This is a genomic window from Streptomyces sp. Ag109_O5-10, from assembly GCF_900105755.1.
Taxonomy (GTDB): Bacteria; Actinomycetota; Actinomycetes; order Streptomycetales; family Streptomycetaceae; genus Streptomyces.
Map to the genome: position 1 here is coordinate 2,993,906 of NZ_FNTQ01000001.1, position 24,807 is coordinate 3,018,712.

General features: G+C 69.8%; 24 protein-coding genes. 9 read left to right on the top strand and 15 right to left on the bottom strand.

From position 1 onward, the window contains the following. Positions 1–3 precede the first annotated feature (3 nt). The 5 genes from BLW82_RS13580 to BLW82_RS13600 all read left to right on the top strand — a co-directional run bounded on the left by BLW82_RS13580 (position 4) and on the right by BLW82_RS13600 (position 5,212). The gene (locus BLW82_RS13580; protein ID WP_093499039.1) at positions 4–939 is read left to right on the top strand and encodes a coiled-coil domain-containing protein; all 936 of its coding nucleotides are present in this window, start codon (positions 4–6) and stop codon (positions 937–939) included. Positions 940–1,217: 278 nt separating this feature from the next. Beyond that, positions 1,218–2,174 carry an ABC transporter ATP-binding protein gene (locus tag BLW82_RS13585; RefSeq protein ID WP_093499040.1) on the top strand — a complete coding sequence of 319 codons (957 nt, stop codon included), beginning with the start codon at positions 1,218–1,220 and terminating at the stop codon, positions 2,172–2,174. Between the two features lies 1 nt (position 2,175). Next, on the top strand, positions 2,176–2,952 hold the full coding sequence (locus BLW82_RS13590) for an ABC transporter permease (RefSeq protein ID WP_093499041.1): 777 nt from the start codon (positions 2,176–2,178) through the stop codon (positions 2,950–2,952). Between the two features lie 122 nt (positions 2,953–3,074). Then, positions 3,075–4,334 (top strand): ABC transporter ATP-binding protein, encoded by a 1,260-nt coding sequence (locus BLW82_RS13595; RefSeq protein WP_093499042.1) that lies wholly within the window; start codon positions 3,075–3,077, stop codon positions 4,332–4,334. Beyond that, a complete protein-coding gene (locus BLW82_RS13600; protein ID WP_093499043.1) occupies positions 4,331–5,212 on the top strand; it encodes an ABC transporter permease in 882 nt (293 codons plus the stop codon). The genes BLW82_RS13595 and BLW82_RS13600 overlap by 4 nt, the downstream gene beginning before the upstream one ends. A 7-nt stretch (positions 5,213–5,219) precedes the next feature. On the opposite strand, the gene BLW82_RS13605 is transcribed toward BLW82_RS13600, so the two are convergent. Next, positions 5,220–5,561 (bottom strand): ATP/GTP-binding protein, encoded by a 342-nt coding sequence (locus BLW82_RS13605; protein ID WP_093499044.1) that lies wholly within the window; start codon positions 5,559–5,561, stop codon positions 5,220–5,222. 223 nt (positions 5,562–5,784) lie between these two features. Between BLW82_RS13605 and BLW82_RS13610 the strand changes: the two genes are divergently transcribed. Next, positions 5,785–6,813: an LLM class flavin-dependent oxidoreductase gene (locus BLW82_RS13610; protein WP_093499045.1), complete on the top strand. Its 1,029-nt coding sequence runs from the start codon at positions 5,785–5,787 to the stop codon at positions 6,811–6,813. 103 nt (positions 6,814–6,916) lie between these two features. Here BLW82_RS13610 and BLW82_RS13615 read toward each other — a convergent pair whose 3' ends face one another. Continuing rightward, positions 6,917–7,309 (bottom strand): SCO5389 family protein, encoded by a 393-nt coding sequence (locus tag BLW82_RS13615; RefSeq protein ID WP_093499046.1) that lies wholly within the window; start codon positions 7,307–7,309, stop codon positions 6,917–6,919. Positions 7,310–7,635: 326 nt separating this feature from the next. Between BLW82_RS13615 and nucS the strand changes: the two genes are divergently transcribed. Continuing rightward, entirely contained in the window at positions 7,636–8,307 is a 672-nt protein-coding gene (nucS, locus tag BLW82_RS13620; RefSeq protein WP_093499047.1) for an endonuclease NucS, read from the top strand. Positions 8,308–8,837: 530 nt separating this feature from the next. Here the strand turns inward: nucS and BLW82_RS13625 are convergent. The 3 genes from BLW82_RS13625 to BLW82_RS13635 all read right to left on the bottom strand — a co-directional run bounded on the left by BLW82_RS13625 (position 8,838) and on the right by BLW82_RS13635 (position 13,154). Further along, positions 8,838–11,384, bottom strand: a complete 2,547-nt coding sequence (locus tag BLW82_RS13625) for an ATP-binding protein (protein WP_093499048.1) — start codon at positions 11,382–11,384, stop codon at positions 8,838–8,840. Positions 11,385–11,796: 412 nt separating this feature from the next. Continuing rightward, entirely contained in the window at positions 11,797–12,120 is a 324-nt protein-coding gene (locus tag BLW82_RS13630) for an STAS domain-containing protein (protein ID WP_093499049.1), read from the bottom strand. Positions 12,121–12,305: 185 nt separating this feature from the next. Further along, positions 12,306–13,154 (bottom strand): 3-hydroxyacyl-CoA dehydrogenase family protein, encoded by an 849-nt coding sequence (locus BLW82_RS13635; RefSeq protein WP_093499050.1) that lies wholly within the window; start codon positions 13,152–13,154, stop codon positions 12,306–12,308. Positions 13,155–13,363: 209 nt separating this feature from the next. On the opposite strand from BLW82_RS13635, the gene BLW82_RS13640 reads away from it, so the two are divergent. Together BLW82_RS13640 and BLW82_RS13645 are read left to right on the top strand one after the other, a co-directional pair. Continuing rightward, positions 13,364–13,936: a cob(I)yrinic acid a,c-diamide adenosyltransferase gene (locus BLW82_RS13640; protein WP_093499051.1), complete on the top strand. Its 573-nt coding sequence runs from the start codon at positions 13,364–13,366 to the stop codon at positions 13,934–13,936. 359 nt (positions 13,937–14,295) lie between these two features. Next, complete coding sequence (locus BLW82_RS13645) at positions 14,296–16,122, top strand: glycoside hydrolase family 18 chitinase (RefSeq protein WP_093499052.1); 1,827 nt, start codon at positions 14,296–14,298, stop codon at positions 16,120–16,122. A gap of 73 nt (positions 16,123–16,195) precedes the next feature. Here the strand turns inward: BLW82_RS13645 and BLW82_RS13650 are convergent, their stop codons facing one another. The 10 genes from BLW82_RS13650 to BLW82_RS13695 all read right to left on the bottom strand — a co-directional run bounded on the left by BLW82_RS13650 (position 16,196) and on the right by BLW82_RS13695 (position 24,582). Beyond that, on the bottom strand, positions 16,196–16,642 hold the full coding sequence (locus tag BLW82_RS13650) for a DUF2550 domain-containing protein (protein WP_093499053.1): 447 nt from the start codon (positions 16,640–16,642) through the stop codon (positions 16,196–16,198). Between the two features lie 130 nt (positions 16,643–16,772). Beyond that, positions 16,773–17,147: a F0F1 ATP synthase subunit epsilon gene (locus BLW82_RS13655; protein WP_093499054.1), complete on the bottom strand. Its 375-nt coding sequence runs from the start codon at positions 17,145–17,147 to the stop codon at positions 16,773–16,775. Between the two features lie 134 nt (positions 17,148–17,281). Next, positions 17,282–18,718: a F0F1 ATP synthase subunit beta gene (atpD, locus tag BLW82_RS13660; RefSeq protein WP_093499055.1), complete on the bottom strand. Its 1,437-nt coding sequence runs from the start codon at positions 18,716–18,718 to the stop codon at positions 17,282–17,284. Beyond that, on the bottom strand, positions 18,718–19,638 hold the full coding sequence (locus tag BLW82_RS13665; RefSeq protein WP_093499056.1) for a F0F1 ATP synthase subunit gamma: 921 nt from the start codon (positions 19,636–19,638) through the stop codon (positions 18,718–18,720). The genes atpD and BLW82_RS13665 overlap by 1 nt, the downstream gene beginning before the upstream one ends. Positions 19,639–19,659: 21 nt before the next feature. Further along, positions 19,660–21,252: a F0F1 ATP synthase subunit alpha gene (gene atpA / locus BLW82_RS13670; RefSeq protein ID WP_093499057.1), complete on the bottom strand. Its 1,593-nt coding sequence runs from the start codon at positions 21,250–21,252 to the stop codon at positions 19,660–19,662. A gap of 133 nt (positions 21,253–21,385) precedes the next feature. Further along, positions 21,386–22,201, bottom strand: a complete 816-nt coding sequence (locus BLW82_RS13675; RefSeq protein WP_093499058.1) for a F0F1 ATP synthase subunit delta — start codon at positions 22,199–22,201, stop codon at positions 21,386–21,388. Next, complete coding sequence (locus BLW82_RS13680) at positions 22,198–22,743, bottom strand: F0F1 ATP synthase subunit B (protein WP_093499059.1); 546 nt, start codon at positions 22,741–22,743, stop codon at positions 22,198–22,200. Before BLW82_RS13680 ends, BLW82_RS13675 begins: the two co-directional genes overlap by 4 nt. 37 nt (positions 22,744–22,780) lie before the next feature. Further along, a complete protein-coding gene (gene atpE, locus BLW82_RS13685) occupies positions 22,781–23,032 on the bottom strand; it encodes an ATP synthase F0 subunit C (protein WP_093499060.1) in 252 nt (83 codons plus the stop codon). Between the two features lie 71 nt (positions 23,033–23,103). Continuing rightward, the gene (atpB, locus tag BLW82_RS13690) at positions 23,104–23,940 is read right to left on the bottom strand and encodes a F0F1 ATP synthase subunit A (RefSeq protein ID WP_093499061.1); all 837 of its coding nucleotides are present in this window, start codon (positions 23,938–23,940) and stop codon (positions 23,104–23,106) included. 210 nt (positions 23,941–24,150) lie between these two features. Next, positions 24,151–24,582 (bottom strand): Cg1360 family ATP-synthase-associated protein, encoded by a 432-nt coding sequence (locus tag BLW82_RS13695; protein WP_093499062.1) that lies wholly within the window; start codon positions 24,580–24,582, stop codon positions 24,151–24,153. Positions 24,583–24,807 lie beyond the last annotated feature (225 nt).

Consider the following 24,807-nt stretch of genomic DNA (forward strand, 5'->3'; position numbering starts at 1 on the left):
CCCATGAGCGACACTTCCCCCTACGGCTTCGAGCTAGTGCGGCGTGGGTACGACCGCGCTCAGGTGGACGAACGGATCTCCAAGCTCGTCTCCGACCGTGACAGCGCTCTCGCCCGCATCACCGCTCTGGAAAAGCGCATCGAGGAGCTCCACCTCGAGACGCAGAACGCCCAGGCTCAGGTAACCGACGCGGAGCCGTCGTACGCCGGCCTCGGCGCGCGTGTCGAGAAGATCCTCCGCCTCGCCGAGGAGGAGGCGAAGGACCTGCGCGAGGAGGCCCGGCGCGCGGCCGAGCAGCACCGCGAGCTCGCCGAGTCGGCGGCCCAGCAGGTGCGCAACGACGCAGAATCGTTCGCTGCGGAGCGCAAGTCCAAGGCCGAGGACGAGGGCGTCCGGATCGTCGAGAAGGCCAAGAGTGACGCCTCGCAGCTGCGCGCCGAGGCCCAGAAGGACGCGCAGTCCAAGCGCGAGGAGGCGGACGCCCTCTTCGAGGAGACCCGCGCGAAGGCCGCTCAGGCCGCCGCCGACTTCGAGACGAACCTCGCCAAGCGCCGCGAGCAGTCCGAGCGTGACCTGGCGTCCCGCCAGCAGAAGGCCGAGAAGCGTCTCGCGGAGATCGAGCACCGCGCGGAGCAGCTGCGCCTGGAGGCCGAGAAGCTGCGCACCGACGCCGAGCGCCGTGCCCGCCAGACCGTCGAGACGGCGCAGCGCCAGGCCGAGGACATCGTTGCGGACGCGAACGCCAAGGCCGACCGGATCCGCTCGGAATCCGAGCGCGAGCTGGCCGCGCTGACCAACCGCCGCGACAGCATCAACGCCCAGCTGACCAACGTCCGCGAGATGCTGGCGACGCTGACGGGTGCGGCGGTGGCTGCCGCCAGCTCGCCGGCCGAGGACGAGCCGATCTCCCGCGGGGTCCCGGCGCAGCAGTCCCGGTAAGCGACACCGCAAGGCCCGCACTCCCTTTCCCCGGGGGTGCGGGCCTTCGTCTTCCCCGGAGGTGCGGGCCTTCGTCTTCCCCGGAGGTGCGGGCCTTCGTCGTACGGGTGCGGGCCGTGCGTGGTTGCTCGCGCAGTTCCCCCGCGCCCCCGAAAGAAGGACACTGTGGCTGGCGGCCCCTCAGGGGCGCGGGGAACTGCGCGGGCGGCCCCCACCGCCCCGCACCCGGCCACCGCACTCAAGTGGCAGCCCCCGAACCCCGGTCTTAGCGTGGCCGCATGATCGAGTTGGTGGGACTGACCAAGCGCTACGGCGACAAGACGGCGGTCGACGACCTCACGTTCACCGTCAGACCCGGCAGCGTGACCGGGTTCCTGGGACCCAACGGTGCCGGGAAGTCCACCACCATGCGGATGATCCTCGGGCTCGACCGTCCCACGGCCGGCCGGGTGCGGATCGACGGCAAGCGGTACGAGCAGCTCAAGGACCCGCTGACGTACGTCGGGGCGCTGCTCGACGCGAAGGCCGTGCACGGCGGGCGCAGCGCCTTCAACCACCTGCTCTGCCTCGCGCAGAGCAACGGGATCCCGCGGGCGCGGGTGGCCGAGGTCCTCGACACCGTCGGGCTGACGGCGGTGGCGAGGAAGAAGGCCAAGGGGTTCTCGCTCGGGATGGGGCAGCGGCTCGGGATCGCGGGGGCGCTGCTCGGCGACCCGCGGATCCTGATGTTCGACGAACCGGTCAACGGGCTGGACCCCGAGGGCATCCACTGGATCCGGAACCTGATGAAGACGCTGGCCGCCCAGGGCCGGACCGTGTTCGTCTCCTCGCACCTGATGAGCGAGATGGCGCTGACCGCCGACCATCTGGTCGTCATCGGCCAGGGGCGGCTGCTCGCCGACACCTCCATGGCCGACTTCATCCGGGCGAACTCGCGGTCGTACGTCCGGGTCCGCTCCCCGCAGCGCGAGCGGCTGCTCGACGTGCTGCACGGGGCCGGGATCACCGTCGTCGAGACGGGGACCGGAGCCCTGGAGGTGGAGGGCGGGAAGGCCGAGCCGATCGGGGAGCTGGCCGCGCAGAACGGGATCGTGCTGCACGAGCTGAGCATCCAGCAGGCCTCCCTGGAGGAGGCGTTCATGCAACTGACGGCGGAGTCCGTGGAGTACCACGCGCACGCCGACTCGCCCCCGGTGCCAGAGGCCTGGGGCACCGGCTGGGACAAGGGAGCGTGAGATGGCCGTCGTCACCCAGGTCGTACGGTCCGAGTGGACCAAGATCCGCTCCGTCGCCTCGACGGTGTGGACGCTGTCGCTGGCCGTGGTGGTCACCGTGGCCCTCGGGATGCTGCTGTCCGCGCTCGCGAACAGCCAGTTCTCCAAGATGCCCGCCCGTGAACGGCTCTCCTTCGACCCGACGAACATCAGCTTCGCCGGGATGACCCTCGGTCAGCTGGCGATGATCGTGTTCGGGGTGCTCGTCGTGTCGAACGAGTACAGCACCGGGATGATCAGGGTCTCGCTGGCCGCGGTCCCGCAGCGGGCCACCTTCCTGTTCAGCAAGATCGCGGTGGCGGCCGGCCTGGTGCTGGTGGTCGGCATGGTGACCAGCTTCGCCGCCTTCTTCCTGGGGCAGGCCATGCTCGGCTCGCACCGGGCCCAGCTCGGCGACCCCGGTGTGCTGCGCGCGGTCGTCGGCGGCGGGCTCTACATGACGCTGATCGCGATGTTCTCCATGGGCGTGGCCGCGATGCTGCGCTCGCCGATGCTGTCGCTGGGCATCCTGATGCCGTTCTTCTTCCTGATCTCCAACATCCTCGGCAACGTCGACGCGACCAAGAAGATCGGCCGGTTCCTGCCGGACCAGGCGGGCAGCCATATCATGCGGGTGGTGCCGAGGGCCGGCGACGACGCCCCGTACGGGCCCTGGGGCGGGCTCGGGATCATGGGGCTGTGGGTGATCGCGGCGCTGGTCGGCGGGTACGTCCTGCTGAAGCGGCGCGACGCCCAGTGACCGGCCCTGTCACCGGAAGTCTTTGCACGCTCTTGGGCGGAACCGTCAGCTCCCCGATATCCTCCTAACCCTTACGGGGGGCGTCTGCCCCGCTGTCCTGATCCTTTCGATGGGTGCGGAGCATGATCGAGGCTGTAGGCCTGACCAAGCGCTACGGCGACAAGACCGCCGTGTACAACCTTTCCTTCCAGGTACGACCCGGAGCCGTCACCGGCTTCCTCGGGCCGAACGGCTCGGGCAAGTCGACGACCATGCGGATGATCCTGGGCCTGGACAACCCGACCGCCGGCTCGGTGACGATCGGCGGCTTCCCCTACCGCAAGCTTCCGAACGCCGCCCGCCAGGTCGGCGCGCTGCTCGACGCCAAGGCGGTGCACGGCGGCCGGTCCGCCCGCAACCACCTGCTCTCGCTGGCCCAGTTGTCCGCCATCCCGGCCCGCCGGGTGGACGAGGTGCTCGGCGTGGTGGGCCTCCAGGACGTGGCCGGAAAGCGCTCCAAGGGCTTCTCTCTCGGCATGGGCCAGCGGCTCGGCATCGCCGCCGCCCTGCTCGGCGACCCCCAGGTACTGCTCTTCGACGAGCCGGTCAACGGCCTCGACCCCGAGGGCATCCTGTGGGTGCGGAACCTGATGAAGTCCCTCGCCGCCGAGGGCCGTACGGTCTTCGTCTCCTCGCACCTGATGAGCGAGATGGCGCTGACCGCCGACCACCTCATCGTCATCGGCCGGGGCCAGCTGCTCGCCGACATGAGTGTGACGGACTTCATTTCGGCCAACTCCGCCGACTTCGCGCGGGTCCGCACCCCGGACACCGAGCCGCAACTGCGCGAAAAGCTCAGCTCGGCGCTGACCGAGGCCGGCGGGCACGTGCTGCCGGAGCAGGACGGGGCGCTCCGGGTGACCGGGCTGCCGCTGCCCCGGATCAGCGACCTCGCGCACGAGGCGGACGTACGGCTGTGGGAGCTCTCCCCGCACCAGGCGTCGTTGGAGGAGGCGTACATGCGGATGACGCAGGGCGCCGTCGACTACCGGTCCTCGGTCGACCAGAGGGAGGGTTTCCAGCAGCCGTTGCCGCCGGGCGCCCAGCCGCCGATGCCGGTGCCCGGGCAGGGCCAGCCGGGCTGGTACGCACCGCCGCCGCCCCAGCAGGGCGGCCGGCCGTTCGCGGGGCCGTTCGGAGCGCCGGGGGCGCCCGCCGCGCCCGGGAGCGGGTACGGCGCCCCGCAGGGCCCCTACGGGCCTCCGCAGGCCGCTCCGAACCCCTACGCGCAGCCGACGCCGGCTTCGGCGGCCGCTCCGCCCGCCCCGGCCCCTGCCGCCCCGCCTGCCCCCGCCCCGACCGCCGCCCCCGCCGACCTGACCAAGCCCGAGGACGCCCGATGAGCACCCACCAGCCTCCGCTGCCGCAGGCCGCCCCGTCCGCGCCCGACCGGCAGCCCGCGCCCGGCGGTCCGTACCCCGGCTACGTCTCGCCGATCCCGGTGGTGCGCACCCGCCTCGGGCACGCGATCGCCTCCGAGTGGACGAAGATCAGGTCGGTGCGTTCGACGATCTGGACGCTCGGCGTCTTCGTCCTGCTGGTGGTCGGCATCGGCCTGCTGGCCGGCGCGGTGGTCAGCAACTCCTCCTCGTCCGACGACCTCACCGGCAACAACGCGCTGTCGCTCGGCTTCTTCGGGCTGCTGCTCGGCAGCATGTGCATCATCACGCTCGGCGTGCTGACGACCGCCTCGGAGTACGGCACGGGCATGATCCGTACGACGATGGTGGCCTGCCCCTCGCGCGCCCGCGTGCTCGCGGCGAAGGCGATCGTCTTCTTCGCGGTCGCGTTCGTGATCACCCTCGCGGCCAGCGCGTTCGTGGCCATGACGCAGGTGTCGATGCTGAGCGACGTCGCCCGGACGCCGACCGGCGGGGAATGGCTGAAGGGAACCGTCGGCGTCAGCCTCTACATCGCGCTGCTCGGGCTGCTCTCGCTGATCATCGGCTCGATCATCCGGCACTCGGCGGGTGCCATCACCATCATGATCGGCGCGGTGCTCGCCCCGCTGGTGATCGCGCTGTTCATGTTCTCGTCGTCGCTGGAGAAGGTCCGCACGGCCTTGTTCGAGTACTCGATCCCGAACCAGCTGAGCATCTTCTACTCCAACTCCCTCAGCGATTCCGGCCCCACGGGCTGGGACCCGCTGTGGATCATCCTGGGTGTGACGGCCGTCGCGTTCGCGGGCGCGTACTTCCTGCTGGAGAAGCGGGACGTCTGAGCCCGCTCTAGAACCTCGGCGCGTTCCTGGACCGCTGCACCCGCGTGGTGCGGCGGTCCTTCGCGTTCCAGCAGGCCTTGTGCCAGTGCCGGCGCTCGTCCACGCCCGAGTGCTCCGGCCAGGCCACCACGTGCGGGACGCCAGAGGGGATCACCTGGTCGCAGCCCGGGCAGCGGTACGTCTTGCCGACCGCGCTGGCGCCGGCCACGTGCCGCACGCTCCACTCCTCGCCCAGCCAGCTCTCGGTGGACTGCCAGCCGCCGTAGCGGTCCGCGCGGTCGTCCTCGGCGCTCCGGCCGGACGAGGCCGCTCCGTTCGGGCCCTTGGGTCGGTTGCGACGCGGGGACACGGGACACCTCTCGGGGCTATACAGGAAGCACGGGCTGTGTCCAGCCTACGACGCGCGCACGGGGGTACGCGTAGGGCACGAACCCGCACAAGTCCCCCTCCAGGGCGACCTATTCTCCAGACAATCCGCAAATCTCTTCGCCAGGCCGTGTCCTCGGCACGTGTCAGACGGTTATGCCCGGTGGGGGAGCTCCGGGTCGGAGCCAGGAAAGCAGGAAGAAACGATGCGCGTAGGTAGTTTTGTGCTGGCCGCCCAGTTCCCGGGCCAGGGGCAGGGGGAAGCCCTGCACCGGGCGGTGCGCACGGCGGAGGTGGCCGAGGAGTCCGGTCTGGACGCGGTCTGGCTGGCCGAGCACCACTTCGTGCCGTACGGCACCTGCCCGTCGGCGGTCACGCTGGCCGCTCTACTGCTGGGCCGCACCCGGCGGCTGCGGGTCGGTACGGCGGTGAGCGTACTGCCGACCGTCCACCCCGTCGCCCTCGGCGAGCAGGCCGCGCTGCTGCACGTGACGAGCGGCGGCCGCTTCACGCTCGGCGTGGGGCGGGGCGGCCCCTGGGTGGATCTGGAGGTCTTCGGATCGGGCCTGGAGGCGTACGAGCAGGGCTTCCCCGAATCACTCGATCTGCTGATGCGCTGGCTGCGCGAGCCGGCCGTGTCGGCCTCCGGGCCGCGCTTCTCGTTCCGTGAAGTCCCCGTCGTACCACGCCCGTCGGAGGCACTGACGGAGGCACCGGGGCCGGAGGTGGTGGTCGCCTGCACCTCCGCGGCGAGCATCCGGCTGGCCGCCGAGCGGGGGCTGCCGATGCTGCTCGGGATGCACGTCGGCGACGAGGAGAAGGCCGAGATGGTCGCGTTGTGGCGGCAGCACGCGCGGGCGGCCGGGCGGCCCGGCGACGAGATCGCCGGGGCGGCCCACGTCTCGGCCGGCGTCTGCCAGATCGCGGACAGCCGCGCCGACGCCGCGGAGACCCTGACCAAGGCGATGCCGGGCTGGCTGAAACAGGGCCTGGAGGCGCACGTGACGGTGGACGGCCGGTTCCGCTCCATGCGGGATCCGCTCGCGTACACCGAACTGCTCTGTGGACTCCACCCGGTGGGTACCCCGCGGCTGTGCGCCGACCGGCTCGCCGCTACCTCCGAGCGGACCGGCATCTCCCGTTTCGCCCTGCTGACCGAGGGCTCGGGAGATCTGGCGGCCACGGAGGAGAACGTACGACGGCTGGGTGCCGAGGTACTGCCGCACCTCCGGTGACCTCACCGCCGCGGGGAGCTTGCCGCCCCAGTGACTGATGCACCTCCCGCGTGTGGAGCGGCAAGCAAGCGGCTCACTGCGTCAGCAGGACCGACGCACGGCGTCAGCAGTCCCGTAGTTCCGGGGACTGGTTCAACAGCTGGTTGCGCACAGAGGTGAAGCGGGCCAGCGTCTCGTCGACCGAGGCGTCCAGCGGGAACACCGCCACACGGTGGCAGTTCTGGAAGGCCAGCCGCACACCGAAGTGCCGCTGCAGGGCGCCGCGTATGGCGTCACTCGCGAGCGCACGCAGCAGCTGACCGCGTGCCTGCTCGTCCGGCGGGGGCGTCTGGTTGTCGGCGAACTCTCCGCCGTCCACCTTCAGCTGGGCCACCAGGGAGCTGATCATCTCCCATGCGTAAGGCAGGGAGGTCCGGACGCAGTCGACGAAATCTGCTTCGTCGACCTCGCCTCGCTCGGCCTGTTCGAGTAGGGCCGGTGAGACGTCGAGCGACATGGGTACTCCTCTCGCACCCCCGGACAGCAGGGGTTGGCGGACAGGTAAGGGAGTTCGCGATACCGAACACGCTGAGTACACAATCCGCGACCTCCCGTTTACTACGTTAGGCAACGGGCGGTGACCTCACCAGGAGAATGCGTATATGCGACGGTCCCTTTAGGCGCACAATCGGCCAGGTTTGAACAGGCGTGTGCAGACGACTCTCCAGGACCGGTCGCGGGGCGGCTCCGAGGCCGCTCTGATGCGGCCCGCATGCCGCCCGGATGCCGCTCGGATCCGGGCGAATCGCGTGGAGGGCGGCGCGTCGAGTAGCGTTGCCGACCATGCGTCTCGTCATCGCCCGGTGCTCCGTCGACTACGCCGGCCGGCTCACCGCCCACCTTCCCTCCGCTCCCCGTCTGATCCTCGTCAAGGCGGACGGCAGTGTCTCGATCCACGCGGACGACCGGGCCTACAAGCCCCTCAACTGGATGTCGCCGCCGTGCACCCTCAAGGAGGGGACGGGTGACGAGACCGGCGTCTGGACCGTCATCAACAAGGCGGGCGAGAAGCTCATCATCACGATGGAGGAAGTCCTGCACGACTCCTCGCACGAACTGGGCGTCGACCCGGGCCTGATCAAGGACGGCGTGGAAGCGCACCTGCAGGAGTTGCTGGCCGACCGGATCGAGACGCTCGGCGACGGCTACACGCTCATCCGGCGCGAGTACATGACGGCGATCGGGCCGGTGGACATCCTGTGCCGCGACGCCGAGGGCCAGACCGTGGCGATCGAGATCAAGCGGCGTGGCGAGATCGACGGCGTCGAACAGCTCACCCGCTACCTGGAACTCCTGAACCGCGACCCCCATCTCGCCCCCGTCCGCGGCATCTTCGCCGCCCAGGAGATCAAGCCCCAGGCCAAGGTCCTCGCCACCGACCGCGGCATCGGCTGCACCATCCTCGACTACGACGCCCTCCGCGGCATCGAGGACGACAAACTCCGCCTGTTCTGATCCCGAGGCCGACACACCAGGCCTGTCCACCCGCCCCCGACAACTCCGCGCCGCCCCACCCCCCAAAACCGCCGCAACGGCGCTCAACCGACACGACGGTCACCGGCGGTGCCGAACCCGCCTGAGGCAGGCTCGGCACCGCCGGATCGCGTCGTCGTGGCCGAGCGCCGTCGCGGCGGGGACGAGGGAGCGACGGCATCACGGCCCCGACAAATTTGCATCACCCCTCATGGCACCGCACCACCCCACATGCGCCGCACAACCCCACATGCGCCGCACCCCCCATGGCCTCCGCAGCACCCCACAGGCGCCGCACCATCTCCCTTACGCGGCAAAACCCTCAATAGCGCCGCCCGACTCCCAAAACCGCCGCAACGGCGCTCAACCAACACGGCGGTCACCGGCGGTGCGGAACCCGCCTGAGGCAGGCTCGGCAGCGCCGGGTCGTGTCGTCGTGGCTGAGCGCCGTCGCGGCGGGGTGGGAAGGGGTCCTGGGCGTCCTGGGCGCGGCGCGTGGGACGCCCAGGGGATCAGATCAGCGTGCCGGTCGATGTTCCGGTGCTGCCGCTCTCCGATGCGCCTGATGTCGTGACGCTCGGAGAGTCGGACGCGGGGCCGCTGGCCGAGTTCGTCGCGTCGGACGGCGTGGCAGAGTCCGAGGGTCCGCTGGAGGACGACGAACTCCCGGTCGGAGCGGGCGATGAAGACCCTCCGGTCGGCTGGCTCGGCGATGCTCCCGAGGACGACGGGGAGGTCGGCGGCTTGCTCGTCGTCGGCTTCGTCGGCTTGGTCGTCGTACCGCCCCCGGAAGACCCCCTCGTTCCCGAGGCCGATGCCGAAGGCGTCTGCGTGTCGGACGGGGGTTTCGGGTCGTCGGACGTGCCCAGGGTGCCGTCGGGGCCCGGGTCGGTCGGCTTGGGCGTCCTCGAGGCGTTGTTGCCCGTGCCCGGGCTCTGGCCGGGGTCGGCGCCCAGGCTGCCGTCGCCGGTGTCCTCGCTCGCCGAGGGGTTGACGCTCACGTTGTTCGACGGGTTGTCGGCGTTGTTGTTGGAGGTCATGCCGAGGGTGACCACGGTGCCCAGGACGGCCGTCAGGAGCACGCCCGCGCCCACCGCGACCAGGTTGCGGCGGGCCATGCGGACCAGGCCGCCCCCGCCGTCCTGGGACGCCGTCTGCTGCCCCGGGACCCTGTGGGTCACCACCGTGTCGGAGACCGGCGAGTGCACCGCGGGGAAGGGCGTGGTGACGCCGCCGGCCGGGGATATGGACTCCTCGTGGCGGGCGTCGGGAACCTCGTCGCCCGCCATCGCGGCGACCGGGATCACCTCGCCCGAGCGGTCGGCCACCAGGGCGAGGGCCCGTCGGCCGGCCGTCGTACCCCGCTTGTCCGAGAGCGCCCCGCGCAGCCCGATCGACGCCTCCAGCTCGGCCCGCGCCCGGTCCAGCCAGCCGCCGCACAGCGCGAATATGCCGAGCTCGTGGTGGAAGTAGGCCTGTTCGCCGACCTCACCGGCGAGGCGGGAGGCCTCCGCGCCGGCCCGCAGGGCGCGTTCCCAGGCGCTCCAGTGCAGACCCGCCGCGAACGCGGGCGCGGCCGTGCGGGCCAGTCGTACCGGTGTGCTCTCCTCGTCCTCCGCCGGCGGCACCGTCTCGGGGACGACCACCGCCAGGGCGGCGAGGATCGCGTCGGACTCGGCGCAGACCCGCTCCGGGGTGACCGAGGGGTGCCCGGCCCACCAGCCGTAGTGCTGGGCGGCGGTGAGTGCCTGGGTGACCGCGTCGTCGGCGTATCCGGCGGCCTCCAGCTGCTGCAGGACGCCCGCGGCGAGCCGGTAGCGGGAGCCCACCGGGGAGACCAGTCCGCAGGCCGCCAGCTCACCGAGGGCCGCGTCCGCGTGGGTGTCGCCGACGAGGGCCGGCAGGTGCGCCTGGTGCGGCACCTCGCCGCCGAGGGCGACCGCGAAGCGCAGGGTGGCCCGGGCGGACGCGCTGAGCCGGGAGGCGAGCAGCGGGGCGGGCGCGGCGGCCTCGCCGAGGGACGGGAGCGGGACCTCGTCGCTCGCCTCGGGGTCGAAGGACGCCTCGGCCGGATGGTCGGAGAGCGCGGCGATGTCGGACAGCTCGGGCAGGTCGGACGCGAAGACGCCGTACTCGTCCACGGCGCCGGTGCTGGCCCGCACCTGGTCGCGCTGGCGCAGCAGCGCGCCCGCCTGGACGAACCGCAGCGGCAGGCCCTCGGACTCGAACCAGAGGTCGCCGGCCCAGTTGGCCTCCTCCTCGGTGAGGACGCGGCCGACCGCGCGTTCCAGGATGTCGACGCCGCCGGCCCGGTCCAGGCCGTCGAGGAAGACCTCCTCGACGGCGGAGTCGGCGGAGGGCGCCGGCACCTCCGGGGTGGCGCCGATCAGGAAGGCGCACTCGGGGGTGGCGTCGATCAGCTCGTCGAGCCCGGTGCCGCCGAACTCGATGTCGTCGAGGACGACGACCGCGCCGATGTCCCGGACCAGTTCGAGGAGCTCGTCGTGGTCGGGGCGGTGTTCGGGCGCCTTGTAGACGGCGTGGAAGAGGTCGTGGAGCAGGTCCTCGTGCGAGCGGTGGAAGCCGTTGAGGTGGACCACGCCGTCGGGGGCGAGGTCGGAGCAGTCGTCGGCGACCAGGTCGAGCAGGGCGGTGCGGCCGGAGCCCGCGGGGCCGGTGAGGCGCACCGAGCGGCCGCGGGCGAGGAGCCGGACGAGCCGCTCGCGGTCGTCCTGGCGTTCCAGGAGCGGCAGATCGGGCCGGGTGGGGCCGGGCGGAACCGGCGGCCGGACGGCGCGCTCGTGCTCGGCGCGCTCGGCGGCGGTGCGCTTCTCCGGCCGCGCGGGGCGCTCGGCCGGCGGGCAGGGTTCTATCTCGCTGCCGTCGACGGGATTGACGGTCAGCAGGAAGTCGCCGGTGACCAGCCGCGTGGTGCGGGCCGTGGCCGGCGTGCTCTGACCGAAGTCGGTGGTGAGGGAATCCCTGGGCGGGCGCTGGCGCGGCGTGCTGCCGTCGCCGTCCTGGCCGTACCCCTCGGGTCCCGGGTTGATCGGGTCCATAGGTTCCTAGCCCCCCAAAAGCGTCGTGTGCCGTGAATACCGGCCCCTCCCGGCCTGTTGCACACCGCGCTGTCGCTTCTGGTCCGGGCCCGCGCTCGAAGGGTGGCAAGGGCGGCGGGCGACCGAACCTTAAACCTTCGCACAGTATCTACGACAGTCCGGGGTACCGTGCCGTCCGAGACATCACGGTCTCGTGAGGATTGCGTCTGACGTGCGCATGCGCGCCGTCCGACCGGGTCACCCCCGTCGCCCGGTTCACACCGGATCGCGGTGTCCCGACGCTTCGCCACCGCACAGCCGACCGGCCTGGCACAGTGGCCCGCCGGTCAACGTGGGTCAGCCGCCCGCCGGTCACCGTGGCACAGCGGCCCCCCGGTCACCGTGGCACGACGGCCGGCCGCCGGTCCCGGTGTCACACCCGCGGCAGCGACTCCGCTCCGATGCCCCCCTCGATCGCCAGGATCCGGTGCAGCCTGGTGGCCACCAGCAGGCGCTGCATCTGCGGCGGCACACCGCGCAGCACCAGACGGCGGCCGCAGCGGCCGGCCCGCCGGTGGGCCCCCATGATCACCCCGAGTCCGGTGGCGTCCCAGGAGTCCAGCTCGGACAGGTCCAGCACCAGATCGCCGACTCCGTCGTCGACGGCCGAGTGCAGGACCGTACGGGCGTCCGCCGCGCTGCGGACGTCGAGGCGGCCCCCGACGACCAGCTCGGCGTGGTCGCCCCTGATGTACATATGCGCTCCCCGCGAGTGCGTGTCCTACTCCGTGAAAGTGTTGTCCGGTATTGCAACGTCTGACTGCGTTCGCCGGTCAGAGGTTGCCATCTGTAAGCGAACCGATACCGAATTCACCCCAGAGGGTGAAACCTCCGGGGTTTGTGCGTTTTGACAGGCGGTCAGAGGGTCTACGTACTGATGTTTCAGTACGTGTAGAAGCCCTGCCCGCTCTTGCGCCCGATGTCACCGGCGTCAACCATCCGGCGCATCAGCTCCGGCGGGGCGAACTTCTCGTCCTGCGACTCGGTGTAGATGTTGCTGGTGGCGTGCAGCAGGATGTCGACGCCGGTGAGGTCGGCCGTGGCCAGCGGGCCCATGGCGTGACCGAAGCCCAGCTTGCAGGCCAGGTCGATGTCCTCGGCGGTGGCGACGCCCGACTCGTACAGCTTGGCGGCCTCGACGACGAGCGCCGAGATCAGCCGGGTGGTCACGAAGCCGGCGACGTCCCGGTTGACGACGATGCAGGTCTTGCCGGTGGACTCGGCGAACTCCCGCGCGGTGGCGAGGGCTGCGTCGCTGGTCTTGTAGCCGCGGACCAGCTCGACGAGCTGCATCATCGGCACCGGCGAGAAGAAGTGGACGCCGACGACCCGTTCCGGGTGCTCGGTGGCGGCCGCGATCTTGGTGATCGGGATGGCGGAGGTGTTGGAGGCGAGCACGGCGTCCGGGCGCACGATCTTGTCGAGGGCGCGGAAGATCTCGTGCTTGACCTCCAGGTTCTCGAAGACGGCCTCGACCACGAGGTCCGCGTCGGCGACCGCCTCCAGGTCGGTGGTCGTGGTGATGCGGGCCAGGGCCGCGTCGGCGTCGTGCGCCTCCAGCTTCCCCTTGCTGACGAACTTGCCGTATGAGGTCCGGATCCCGCCCACGGCACGGTCCAGTGCCTCGTCGGTGACGTCTCGCAGGACCACGTCCCAGCCGGCCTGCGCGGCGACCTGGGCGATGCCCGAACCCATCAGGCCGGCCCCGATGACGGCAAGCTTCCGTGCCACTCCGCTCCCCTTACACGCTGTTGAGGTATGCCTCTTGGGCGGGACCCTAGCGCTCGTCGGGGGCCGGGAAACCCGGTAAGTAATGCGTGTCACGGTCTCAGGACGTGAGACAACCGTCACGTCCCGTCAGGCGGTCCCGGCGGCGGCATCCGTTTCGCGCCAGGTACGGCGCGGTCAACCGCCGGCGGGGACACCCTTACGCTGGCCGCATGGTCAATCTGACGCGCATCTACACCAGGACCGGCGACCAGGGCACCACCGCGCTCGGGGACATGAGCCGGGTCGCCAAGACCGATCTGCGGATCTCCGCCTACGCCGACGCCAACGAGGCGAACGCGGTGATCGGGACGGCGATCGCGCTGGGCGGCCTGCCGGAGGAGGTCGTCAAGGTGCTCACCCGGGTGCAGAACGACCTCTTCGACGTCGGCGCGGACCTGTCGACCCCCGTGGCGGAGAACCCCGAGTTCCCGCCCCTGCGCGTCGAGCAGTTCTACGTCGACAAGCTGGAGGCGGACTGCGACCGCTTCAACGAGCGGCTGGAGAAGCTCCGCTCCTTCATCCTGCCGGGCGGCACCCCGGGCGCGGCCCTGCTCCACCAGGCCTGCACGGTGGTCCGGCGGGCCGAGCGGTCGACGTGGGCGGCGCTCGAGGTGCACGGCGAGGTGATGAACCCGCTGACGGCGACCTACCTCAACCGGCTGTCGGACCTGCTGTTCATCCTGGCCCGGACGGCCAACAAGGAGGTCGGGGACGTGCTGTGGGTGCCGGGCGGAGAGCGCTGACCCGCCCGGCACCCCCGCCCGCTCCCCCGTCTCGGCGGCCCGTGTCGCCCTGGGCCGGGTCCTGGTCCGCCGGCGCTCGCGCAGGCTCGGCCGCGTCCGTCTTCTGCTGCGTCTCCGGGTAGCCGGAAGGTGCGCCGGAGGGCGTGGCGGCCGGTTGCCGGCGCAACCGGAGCTGCGCAGCCGGGTGCAAGCGGGCGTGCCGACGCGGGAGTTGGGAATCTGACGGGCCGTATACAGAACTGCGCGCAAAGTGGTCCAGACCTATTGACCGGTGGTCCAGACCTTTCTATTCTCGCCGCACCATGGGCATGAAGGCTCAGTCATGCCCACGTCACCCCCGATCAAGAGGGAGGCGCAACATGCGCTTCAGACACAGGGTCGCGGCAGGGCTTGCGACGCTGGTGCTCCCCCTGGCCGGTCTGGTCGGCATCGCGAGCCCCGCCCAGGCCGCGACGTCCGCCACCGCCACCTACACCAAGACCCAGGACTGGGGTACCGGCTTCGGCGGCCAGTGGACCGTCAAGAACACCGGCACCACGGCCATCAGTTCGTGGACCGTCGAGTGGGACTACCCCTCCGGAACCTCGGTCACCTCCGCGTGGGACGCGGACGTCACCTCCTCCGGCACCCACTGGACCGCCAAGAACAAGTCCTACAACGGCTCCATCGCCCCCGGCGCCTCCGTCTCCTTCGGCTTCAACGGAGCGGGTTCGGGATCGCCGAGCAACTGTCTGCTCAACGGCGCCAGTTGCGACGGCGGCACCACCGTCCCCGGTGACGCGGCGCCGTCCGCGCCCGGCACCCCGACCGCGTCCGGCGTCACCGACACCTCGGTGACCCTGAACTGGTCCGCCGCCACCGATGACAAGGGCGTCAAGAACTACGACGTGCTGCGTGACGGCAAGGTGGTCTCCACGGTGACCTCCACGTCGTACACCGACTCGGGCCTCACGGCCGGCACCGACTACTCGTACACGGTCCAGGCCCGCGACACCGCGAACCAGACCGGACCGGTCAGCGGCGCGGTCGCCGTCCACACCACCGGCGGTACGACCACTCCCCCGACCACCGGTTCCAAGGTCAAGCTCGGCTACTTCACCGAGTGGGGCATCTACGGCCGCAACTACCAGGTCAAGAACCTGGTGACGTCCGGGTCCGCGGCGAAGATCACGCACATCAACTACGCCTTCGGCAACGTGACCAACGGCCAGTGCGCGATCGGCGACGCCTACGCGGACTACCAGAAGACCTACACCGCCGACCAGTCGGTCAGCGGCGTCGCCGACACCTGGGACCAGCCGCTCGCCGGCAACTTCAACCAGCTGCGCGAGCTGAAGGCGAAGTACCCGAACATCAAGATCCTGTGGTCCTTCGGCGGCTGGACCTGGTCCGGCGGCTTCGCCCAGGCGGCGGCCAACCCGACCGCGTTCGCGAACTCCTGCTACAACCTGGTCGAGGACCCGCGCTGGGCCGATGTCTTCGACGGCATCGACATCGACTGGGAGTACCCGAACGCCTGCGGGCTGACCTGCGACACCAGCGGCTCGGCGGCCTTCAAGAACCTGATGGCCGCGCTGCGCGCCAAGTTCGGCTCCTCCGCCCTGGTCACCGCGGCCACCACGGCCGACGGTTCCGCCGGCGGCAAGATCGACGCCACCGACTACGCGGGCGCCTCCCAGTACGTGAACTGGTACAACGTGATGTCGTACGACTTCTTCGGCGCCTGGGCGACCACCGGCCCGACCGCCCCGCACTCCCCGCTCACCTCGTACTCGGGCATCCCGACCGCCGGCTTCGACACGGCCGACGCGATGGCCAAGTTCAAGGCGCAGGGCGTACCGGCGAGCAAGCTGCTCATCGGCATCGGCTTCTACGGCAGAGGCTGGACCGGCGTCACCCAGGACGCGCCGGGCGGCACGGCCACGGGCGCGGCGACCGGGACCTACGAAGCGGGCATCGAGGACTACAAGGTCCTCAAGACGTCCTGCCCGGTCACCGGCACCGTCGCGGGCACCGCGTACGCCCACTGCGGCAGCAACTGGTGGTCCTACGACACCCCGTCGACGATCGCGGGCAAGATGAGCTGGGCCAAGTCCCAGGGCCTCGGCGGCGCCTTCTTCTGGGAGTTCAGCGGCGACACCAGCAACGGTGAGCTGGTGAGCGCCATCAGCTCCGGACTGTCGTAAAAGGGACGGCTGGGCGACGTTGACGCTCCCCCAGACTTCGTCCGGGGGACCCCCACCCAGCGAGTGAATGTGGCTACGCCACATTCACTCGCTGACCGGGCGGGGCTGCCTCCAGCCACGCGAGGAAACCGGTCAACGCGTCTTCGCTCATCGCGAGTTCGAGACGGGTGCCGCGGTGGGTACAGGCGAGGATGACGGCGTCGGAGAGCAGGGCCAGTTCCTCCTCGCCCTCGGGGAGGCGGCGGCCGGCCACCTCGATCCGGTCGCGCTCCAGGACCCGGCGGGGGCGGTAGGCGTAGGAGAAGACGCGGTACCACTCGACGCTGTCGCCGTTGTAGCGGGCGACGCCGTAGCTCCAGCCCTTGCCGCTGGTGTCCGTCTTCTCGGGGACGTCCCAGCGCAGGGAACAGTCGAAGGTGCCGCCGGAGCGCTGGATCAGTCTGCGGCGCAGGCCGAACAGGAAGAGTCCCACCACCACCAGCACGACCACGATTCCGGCCACAGTCAGAGCGAGGACCATCGGCACCGACCTCCCCGTCTCCTAGGTAATGGAACGTAAAAAGACCCAGATCTACCTCAGCCGCGGCTGGGACCGGAATGCCTCCGGTCCCAGCCGCGGCTGAGTTACGTCAACGCATGAACGCAGTCTGTCAGCGCCCGGTCGCCGCCCGCAGACGGACGTCGGCGCGTCGCTCGGCGGTGGCGTCACCTGCCGCCTTCGCCCGCTCCAGCTCGCGCTCCTCGCGCTGGACGTCGATCTCGTCCGACAGCTCGGCGGTCTCGGCCAGCAGCGAGAGCTTGTTGTCCGCGAACGAGATGAAACCGCCGTGCACCGCGGCGACGACCGTTCCACCATCACTCGTACGGATGGTCACCGGGCCCGACTCCAGCACACCGAGCAGCGGCTGGTGACCGGGCATGACGCCGATGTCGCCGGACGTGGTGCGCGCGACGACCAGGGTGGCCTCGCCGGACCAGACCTGGCGGTCCGCGGCGACGAGCTCGACGTGCAGCTCAGCAGCCAAGGGTGGCTCCTCGGGTCACCACCCGGCAGGGGTGCCGGGTGTTGGGGTCAATTCTAGTAGGCGTGCGTGAGGGGGCGGGACGCGCCCGCCCCCTCACACGAAGAACACGAGGAGTTCCGGGGAACTCAGGGTGTTCAGGAGACGCCCAGCTCCTTGGCGTTGGCCTTGAGGTCCTCCAGGCCACCGCACATGAAGAACGCCTGCTCCGGGAAGTGGTCGTACTCGCCGTCGCAGATCGCGTTGAAGGCCGCGATCGACTCCTCAAGCGGGACGTCCGACCCGTCGACGCCGGTGAACTGCTTGGCGACGTGGGTGTTCTGGGACAGGAAGCGCTCCACGCGACGGGCACGGTGGACGACGAGCTTGTCCTCCTCGCCGAGCTCGTCGATACCGAGGATCGCGATGATGTCCTGCAGGTCCTTGTACTTCTGCAGGATCGTCTTCACGCGCATGGCCGCGTTGTAGTGGTCCGCCGCGATGTAGCGGGGGTCCAGGATCCGGGACGTGGAGTCCAGCGGGTCCACGGCCGGGTAGATGCCCTTCTCGGAGATCGGACGGGAGAGCACCGTCGTCGCGTCGAGGTGGGCGAAGGTGGTGGCCGGGGCCGGGTCGGTCAGGTCGTCCGCGGGGACGTAGATCGCCTGCATCGAGGTGATCGAGTGACCACGGGTCGAGGTGATGCGCTCCTGGAGGAGACCCATCTCGTCGGCCAGGTTCGGCTGGTAGCCCACCGCGGAGGGCATGCGGCCGAGCAGGGTCGAGACCTCGGAACCGGCCTGCGTGAAGCGGAAGATGTTGTCGATGAAGAACAGCACGTCCTGCTTCTGGACGTCACGGAAGTACTCGGCCATGGTGAGGCCGGCCAGCGCGACGCGCAGACGCGTGCCCGGGGGCTCGTCCATCTGGCCGAAGACAAGGGCGGTCTTGTCGATGACGCCCGAGTCGGTCATCTCCTCGATGAGGTCGTTGCCCTCACGGGTGCGCTCGCCGACACCGGCGAACACGGAGACACCGTCGTGGTTGTTGGCGACACGGTAGATCATCTCCTGGATGAGCACCGTCTTGCCGACGCCGGCGCCGCCGAACAGGCCGATCTTGCCGCCCTTGACGTACGGGGTCAGCAGGTCGATGACCTTGACGCCGGTCTCGAACATCTCGGTCTTCGACTCGAGCTCGTCGAAGTTCGGGGCCTTGCGGTGGATGCCCCAGCGCTCGCCGTCGTAGGTCTCGTCGACGTTCAGGACCTCACCGAGGGTGTTGAACACCTTGCCCTTGGTGAAGTCGCCGACCGGCACCGTGATGGCGTCGCCGGTGTCGGTGACCGGGGCCTGGCGGACCAGGCCGTCGGTCGGCTGCATGGAGATGGTGCGGACCAGGCCGTCACCCAGGTGCTGGGCGACCTCCAGGGTCAGCGTCTTCTTCTCGCCGGCGTTGGCCGGGTCGGCCACCTCGACGTGAAGGGCGTTGTAGATCTCCGGCATCGCGTCGACGGGGAACTCCACGTCGACGACCGGGCCGATGACCCGGGCGACGCGGCCCGTAGCCGTCGCGGTCTCAACAGTGGTGGTCATTATCGGTCACTCCCCGCGGTCGCGTCGGCCAGGGCGCTGGCGCCACCGACGATCTCGCTGATTTCCTGGGTGATTTCGGCCTGGCGGGCCGCGTTGGCAAGACGGGAGAGCGTGTTGATCAGCTCGCCCGCGTTGTCGGTGGCCGACTTCATCGCGCGCCGCGTGGCGGCGTGCTTCGAAGCGGCCGACTGGAGCAGCGCGTTGTAGATGCGGCTCTCCACGTAGCGCGGCAGCAGGGCGTCGAGGACGTCCTCCGCCGAGGGCTCGAAGTCGTACAGCGGGAGGATCTCGTCGCCCTTGCGGGCGCTCTCCTCCGCGACCTCTTCGAGGCTCAGCGGCAGCAGCCGGTCGCCGAGCGCGGTCTGGGTCATCATCGACACGAACTCGGTGTAGACGATGTGGAGCTCGTCCACACCGCCGTCCTCGGTCGGCGTCTCGATGGCCTCGATCAGCGGCGCCGCGACCTTCTTGGCGTCCGCGTACGACGGCTCGTCGGTGAAGCCCGTGAACGACTCCGCGATCCTGCGCTCACGGAAGTTGTAGTGAGCGACACCACGGCGGCCGACGATGTACGTGTCGACCTGCCTGCCCTCGCGCTCCAGGCGCTCGGTCAGCTGCTCCGCCGCCTTGATGGCGTTGGAGTTGAAGGCACCGGCCAGACCGCGGTCGCTCGTGAGGAGCAGGACCGCGGCACGGACCGGGTTCTCCGCCTCCGTGGTGAGCGGGTGCTTGGTGTTCGACCCGGTACCGACCGCCGTGACCGCGCGGGTGAGCTCGGTCGCGTACGGCGTGGAGGCCGCCACCTTGCGCTGCGCCTTGACGACGCGCGAGGCGGCGATCATCTCCATCGCCTTGGTGATCTTCTTGGTCGCGCTGACGGATCGGATGCGACGCTTGTAGACCCGGAGCTGGGCTCCCATGAGTCAGGTCCCTTCCTTACGTCACTTGGCGGCTGCGGCCGGAGTGTCCTCGCCGAGCAGCTTGCCGTCGCTCGTCTCGAACTGCTTCTTGAACTCCGCGATCGCGTCCGCGACGGCCGTGAGGGTGTCGTCGGACATCTTGCCGCCCTCGCGGATGGAGGCCAGCAGGCCCGACTCCTTGCGGTGCAGGTAGTCGAGGAGCTCGCGCTCGAAGCGGCGGATGTCGGCGACCGGAACGTCGTCCATCTTGCCGGTGGTGCCGGCCCAGACGGAGACGACCTGGTCCTCGGTGGCCATCGGCTGGTACTGGTCCTGCTTGAGCAGCTCGACCATGCGGCTGCCGCGCTCCAGCTGCGACTTCGACGCGGCGTCCAGGTCGGAACCGAAGGCGGCGAACGCCTCCAGCTCACGGAACTGGGCGAGGTCGACGCGGAGGCGGCCGGAGACCTGCTTCATCGCCTTGTGCTGCGCGGAACCACCGACTCGGGAGACGGAGATACCGACGTTCAGCGCGGGGCGCTGACCGGCGTTGAAGAGGTCCGACTCCAGGAAGCACTGGCCGTCGGTGATGGAGATGACGTTGGTCGGGATGAACGCCGAGACGTCGTTGGCCTTGGTCTCGACGATCGGCAGACCGGTCATCGAGCCGGCACCCATGTCGTCGGAGAGCTTCGCGCAGCGCTCCAGCAGACGGGAGTGCAGGTAGAAGACGTCACCCGGGTAGGCCTCACGGCCCGGCGGGCGGCGCAGCAGCAGCGACACGGCGCGGTAGGCGTCGGCCTGCTTCGACAGGTCGTCGAAGATGATCAGGACGTGCTTGCCGGCGTACATCCAGTGCTGGCCGATGGCCGAACCGGTGTAGGGCGCCAGGTACTTGAAGCCGGCCGGGTCGGACGCCGGGGCGGCGACGATGGTCGTGTACTCCAGCGCGCCGTTCTCCTCCAGCGCGCGGCGGACCGACGCGATGGTGGAGCCCTTCTGGCCGATGGCGACGTAGATGCAGCGGACCTGCTTCTTCGGGTCACCCGAGCGCCAGTTGTCGCGCTGGTTGATGATGGTGTCGACGGCCAGGGCGGTCTTGCCGGTCTGGCGGTCGCCGATGATCAGCTGACGCTGGCCGCGGCCGACCGGGGTCATGGCGTCGACGGCCTTGTAGCCGGTCTCCATCGGCTCGTGCACCGACTTGCGCTGCATGACCGTGGGGGCCTGCAGCTCGAGGGCGCGGCGGCCGTCGGTCTCGATCTCGCCGAGGCCGTCGATCGGGTTGCCGAGCGGGTCGACGACGCGGCCGAGGTAGCCCTCGCCGACCGCGACGGAGAGGACCTCACCGGTGCGCTGCACCGGCTGACCCTCCTCGATGCCGCTGAACTCACCGAGGACGATGGCGCCGATCTCGCGCTCTTCCAGGTTCAGCGCGAGGCCGAGGGTGCCGTCCTCGAACTTCAGCAGTTCGTTGGCCATGGCCGAGGGAAGACCCTCGACCTTCGCGATGCCGTCGCCGGCAAGGGTGACCGTACCGACCTCCTCGCGCGAGGCCGCGTCCGGCTTGTACGACTGGACGAAGTTCTCCAGCGCGTCCCGGATCTCCTCCGGCCGGATCGTGAGCTCCGCCATCTGGGTTCCCTGCTCTCCTTGTTGGGCCCGAAGTTTCACTTGGGGGGTCTGGGGGCGACCCCCAGGGATTCTTCTTGTACGGCCCAACCAGGGCCGTCGTGAGTACGTACTGCTTGTTCTCGACTACCGGGTGCTAGCTCGCCATGCGGCGGGCCGCGTCCTCCAGCCGGTCCGCGATGGAACCGTTGATGACCTCGTCACCGACCTGCACCCGGATCCCGCCGACGACCGTGGGGTCGACGTCGAGGTTGAGGTGCATCGTGCGGCCGTAGAGCTTCGCGAGGGCGGCGCCCAGGCGCTGCTTCTGCGGCTCGCTCAGCGGAACCGCCGAGGTGACGACGGCGACGACGCGGTTACGGCGCTCCGCGGCCAGCTTCGACAGGGCCTCCAGGCCCGCTTCCAGGCTACGTCCCCGCGGCGCGGTCACAAGACGCGCGACCAGACGCTCGGTGACCGGCTTGGCGCGGCCGCCGAGCAGCCGGTGCAGCAGCTCGGTCTTCGCGGCGGCGCCGGCCTTGCGGTCGGTGAGCGCGGCGCGCAGCTCGGTGTTGGAGGAGATGATCCGGGCGAACCGGAACAGCTCGTCCTCGGCGTCGTCCAGCGTGCCGGACTTCTCCGCGGCCGTGAGGTCGGCGATGTTCGCCAGCTCCTCCAGCGCGTCCACCAGGTCGCGGGGCTGCGACCAGCGGGACCGGACCATGCCGGACACCAGGTCGGCGGTGGCCTCGGAGACCTGGCCGCCGATCAGGCGCCGGACCAGCTCGGCCTTGGCCTCGCCGGCCTGTGCCGGGTCGGTGAGGACCCGGCGCAGGCCGCCCTCGCGGTCGAGCAGCGCGGTGACGGCCGCCAGCTCGTCGGCGAGCTGCGTCGCGTCCACGGACGTGGAGTCCGTCAGCGCGTCGAGACGCTCACGTGCGGCTGCCAGGGCATCGCGGCTCGCTCCGTTCATCGCGCGGCCTCGGCCTTCTCCTCAAGCTCGTCGAGGAAGCGGTCGATCACGCGGCTCTGCCGGGCGTAGTCCTCCAGGGACTCGCCGACGAGCTTGCCGGCCAGGTCGGTGGCCAGGTGGCCGACGTCCTGACGGAGCGCCTGCGCGGCGGACTTGCGGTCGGCCTCGATCTGCGCGTGACCGGCGGCGACGATCTCCTCGCGCTGCCGCTGGCCCTCGGCGCGCATCTCGGCGATGAGCGCGGCGCCCTGTTCCTGAGCCTCCTGGCGCAGGCGCGCGGCCTCGTGCCGGGCCTCGGCCAGCTGCGCCTTGTACTGCTCAAGGACGCTCTGGGCCTCGGTCTGCGCGGCCTCGGCCTTCTCGATACCGCCCTCGATCGCCTCGCGGCGCTGCTCCAGAACCTTGTTGATGTTCGGAAGGAGCTTCTTGGCGAGGAAGCCGAAGACGATGACGAAGGCGATGAGGCCGATGACGAGCTCTGGGACCGGCGGGATGAGAGGGTTTTCGGGCTTCTCCGCCGCCAGCTGAACCAAGAGGCTCATATCAGTGCCTTTCGTCTAATGGTGCGCGACGGTCGGGTCAGGAGGTCGGGTAGACGAACGGCATGACCAGACCGATCAGGGCGAGCGCCTCACAGAAGGCGAAGCCGAGGATCTGGTTGGCGCGGATCAGGCCGGCAGCCTCGGGCTGACGGGCGAGCGCCTGCGTGCCGTTGCCGAAGATGATGCCGATGCCGACGCCCGGGCCGATCGCGGCGAGGCCGTAACCGATCGAGCCGAGGTTGCCCTTGATCTGGGTGGCGGCGAGGGTGGCCTGCGCAAGAGCGGACATGCCGGTTCTTCCTTCTCTTTCAAGGACCGGTGGGGGTTGGCCACCGGATGACGGGGTGGTGGTGGGACGGCTCAGTGGTGCTCGGCGAGCGCGCCCTGGATGTAGCTGCAGGTCAGCAGTACGAAGACGTACGCCTGGACAGCCTGGATGAAGAGCTCGAAGGCGGTCATCACGAGGACCATGACGAACGAGACACCGGAGTAGGCGATGCCGATGCCGTTCAGCATGTACCAGCTGGCGATCGTGAAGAGCAGCAGCAGGGTGTGCCCGGCGAACATGTTCGCGAAGAGTCGGACGGCGTGGGTGAACGGCCGGACGATGAGGTTCGAGAAGAACTCGATCGTCATGGACAGCGGCAGCACCGCGCCGAGCGTCTTGTCGTAGCCGGTGACGTTCTTGAAGAAGCCGACGAAGCCCTGGCGCTTGAAGGTGAGCGCGACCCACGTGATGTACACGATGCCGGCCAGTGCCGCGGGGTACGAGATGATCGCGGTGACCGGGAACTGGGCGACCGGGATGATCGACCAGAGGTTCATCATCCAGATGAAGAAGAACAGCGAGACGACGAACGGAACGTACTTCTCGCCCTCCTTCTTGCCGATGGTCTCGTAGACCACTCCGCGCCGGACGAAGTCGTAGCCGGTCTCGGCAATCATCTGGAGCTTGCCCGGGACGACCTTCGGCTTGGCGAAGGCGGCCCAGAAGAAGCCCACGATGACGATCGACCCGAGCAGCGCCAGCAGCATCGTCTTGTTGAAGTACAGGTTGCTGTCCGCGTCGCCGAAGAGCGGCTTGAACAGGAACGAGTGGAGGCCCGGAGCCGGGAAGCCACACCCGTCGAACAGGTGACAGCTCGTGTCGAAAGCGAGCGTCTGCGTCGGGTCAGCACTCACCGCGGGCTCCTTCATCGTGGCGCATGGGTACGGCAACCTCGTTGTGTCGGCGCGGCGCAGGGCCGCGGTTCGGCACGGGACTGGTGTTACGGATGTGGGGGCGGCTGGGGGGCATCTCGCCTCGCGATTGAGCAGGCGTCAGCTCAGATGCCCGCGCCCGCGATGCCGCAGTTGGCACCGGACGATAGCAGCATCTCTCGTGCGCCTTTATCCCGGCCCTACCTCTCACGACGACTGTCCGGTCTTCTCAGACTTTTCAGACTTCTCGGGTTCGACGTAGAGGATCTTGGCCTTCATGTGGGCACGGGTCTGTGCGGTGATCCACGTGAGCGTGGCGACCACCAGCACGATGGCGAAGGCCCGGGGATTGAACAGCGTCGTGTTCTTGAACACGGCCATGAAGATGATCAGCAGCAGCAGCTGGGCCGCGTAGAGCATCAGGCCCATCATCTGGAACAGCTGGGGGTACGACTTCGCGGTGCGCTGCAGGACGTAGAGACCGATCCCCATGAAGAGGATCACGATCACCGTCGCGACGAGCGCCCCGATCGCCCCCTTGCCGCCCGCGACCACCCCACTGACGACGGCGGCGAGTACGCCGACGGCGGCCGTGGGTACGGCGGCCTGGGCCAGGTTCCGGGCGTCATTGGACGGCATGGCGGCAACTCCGCTTTCACAGGGGGGCAGGTGTCGTCATGGACGAGCGTAGTCCCGGTCGGAGGATCGAAGACCTCACGCTGACGGACCGTCGCTGCCGGGTCCTTCGACTCTGTCCGGGGTTCTCGTGAACCGTATCACAAACTATTTGATGAGGTCTTTACCTCGTAGGTGTGCTCGCTGTCACACATGAGAGTGAAACTGCGCGCCTGAGCGGAAACCGCG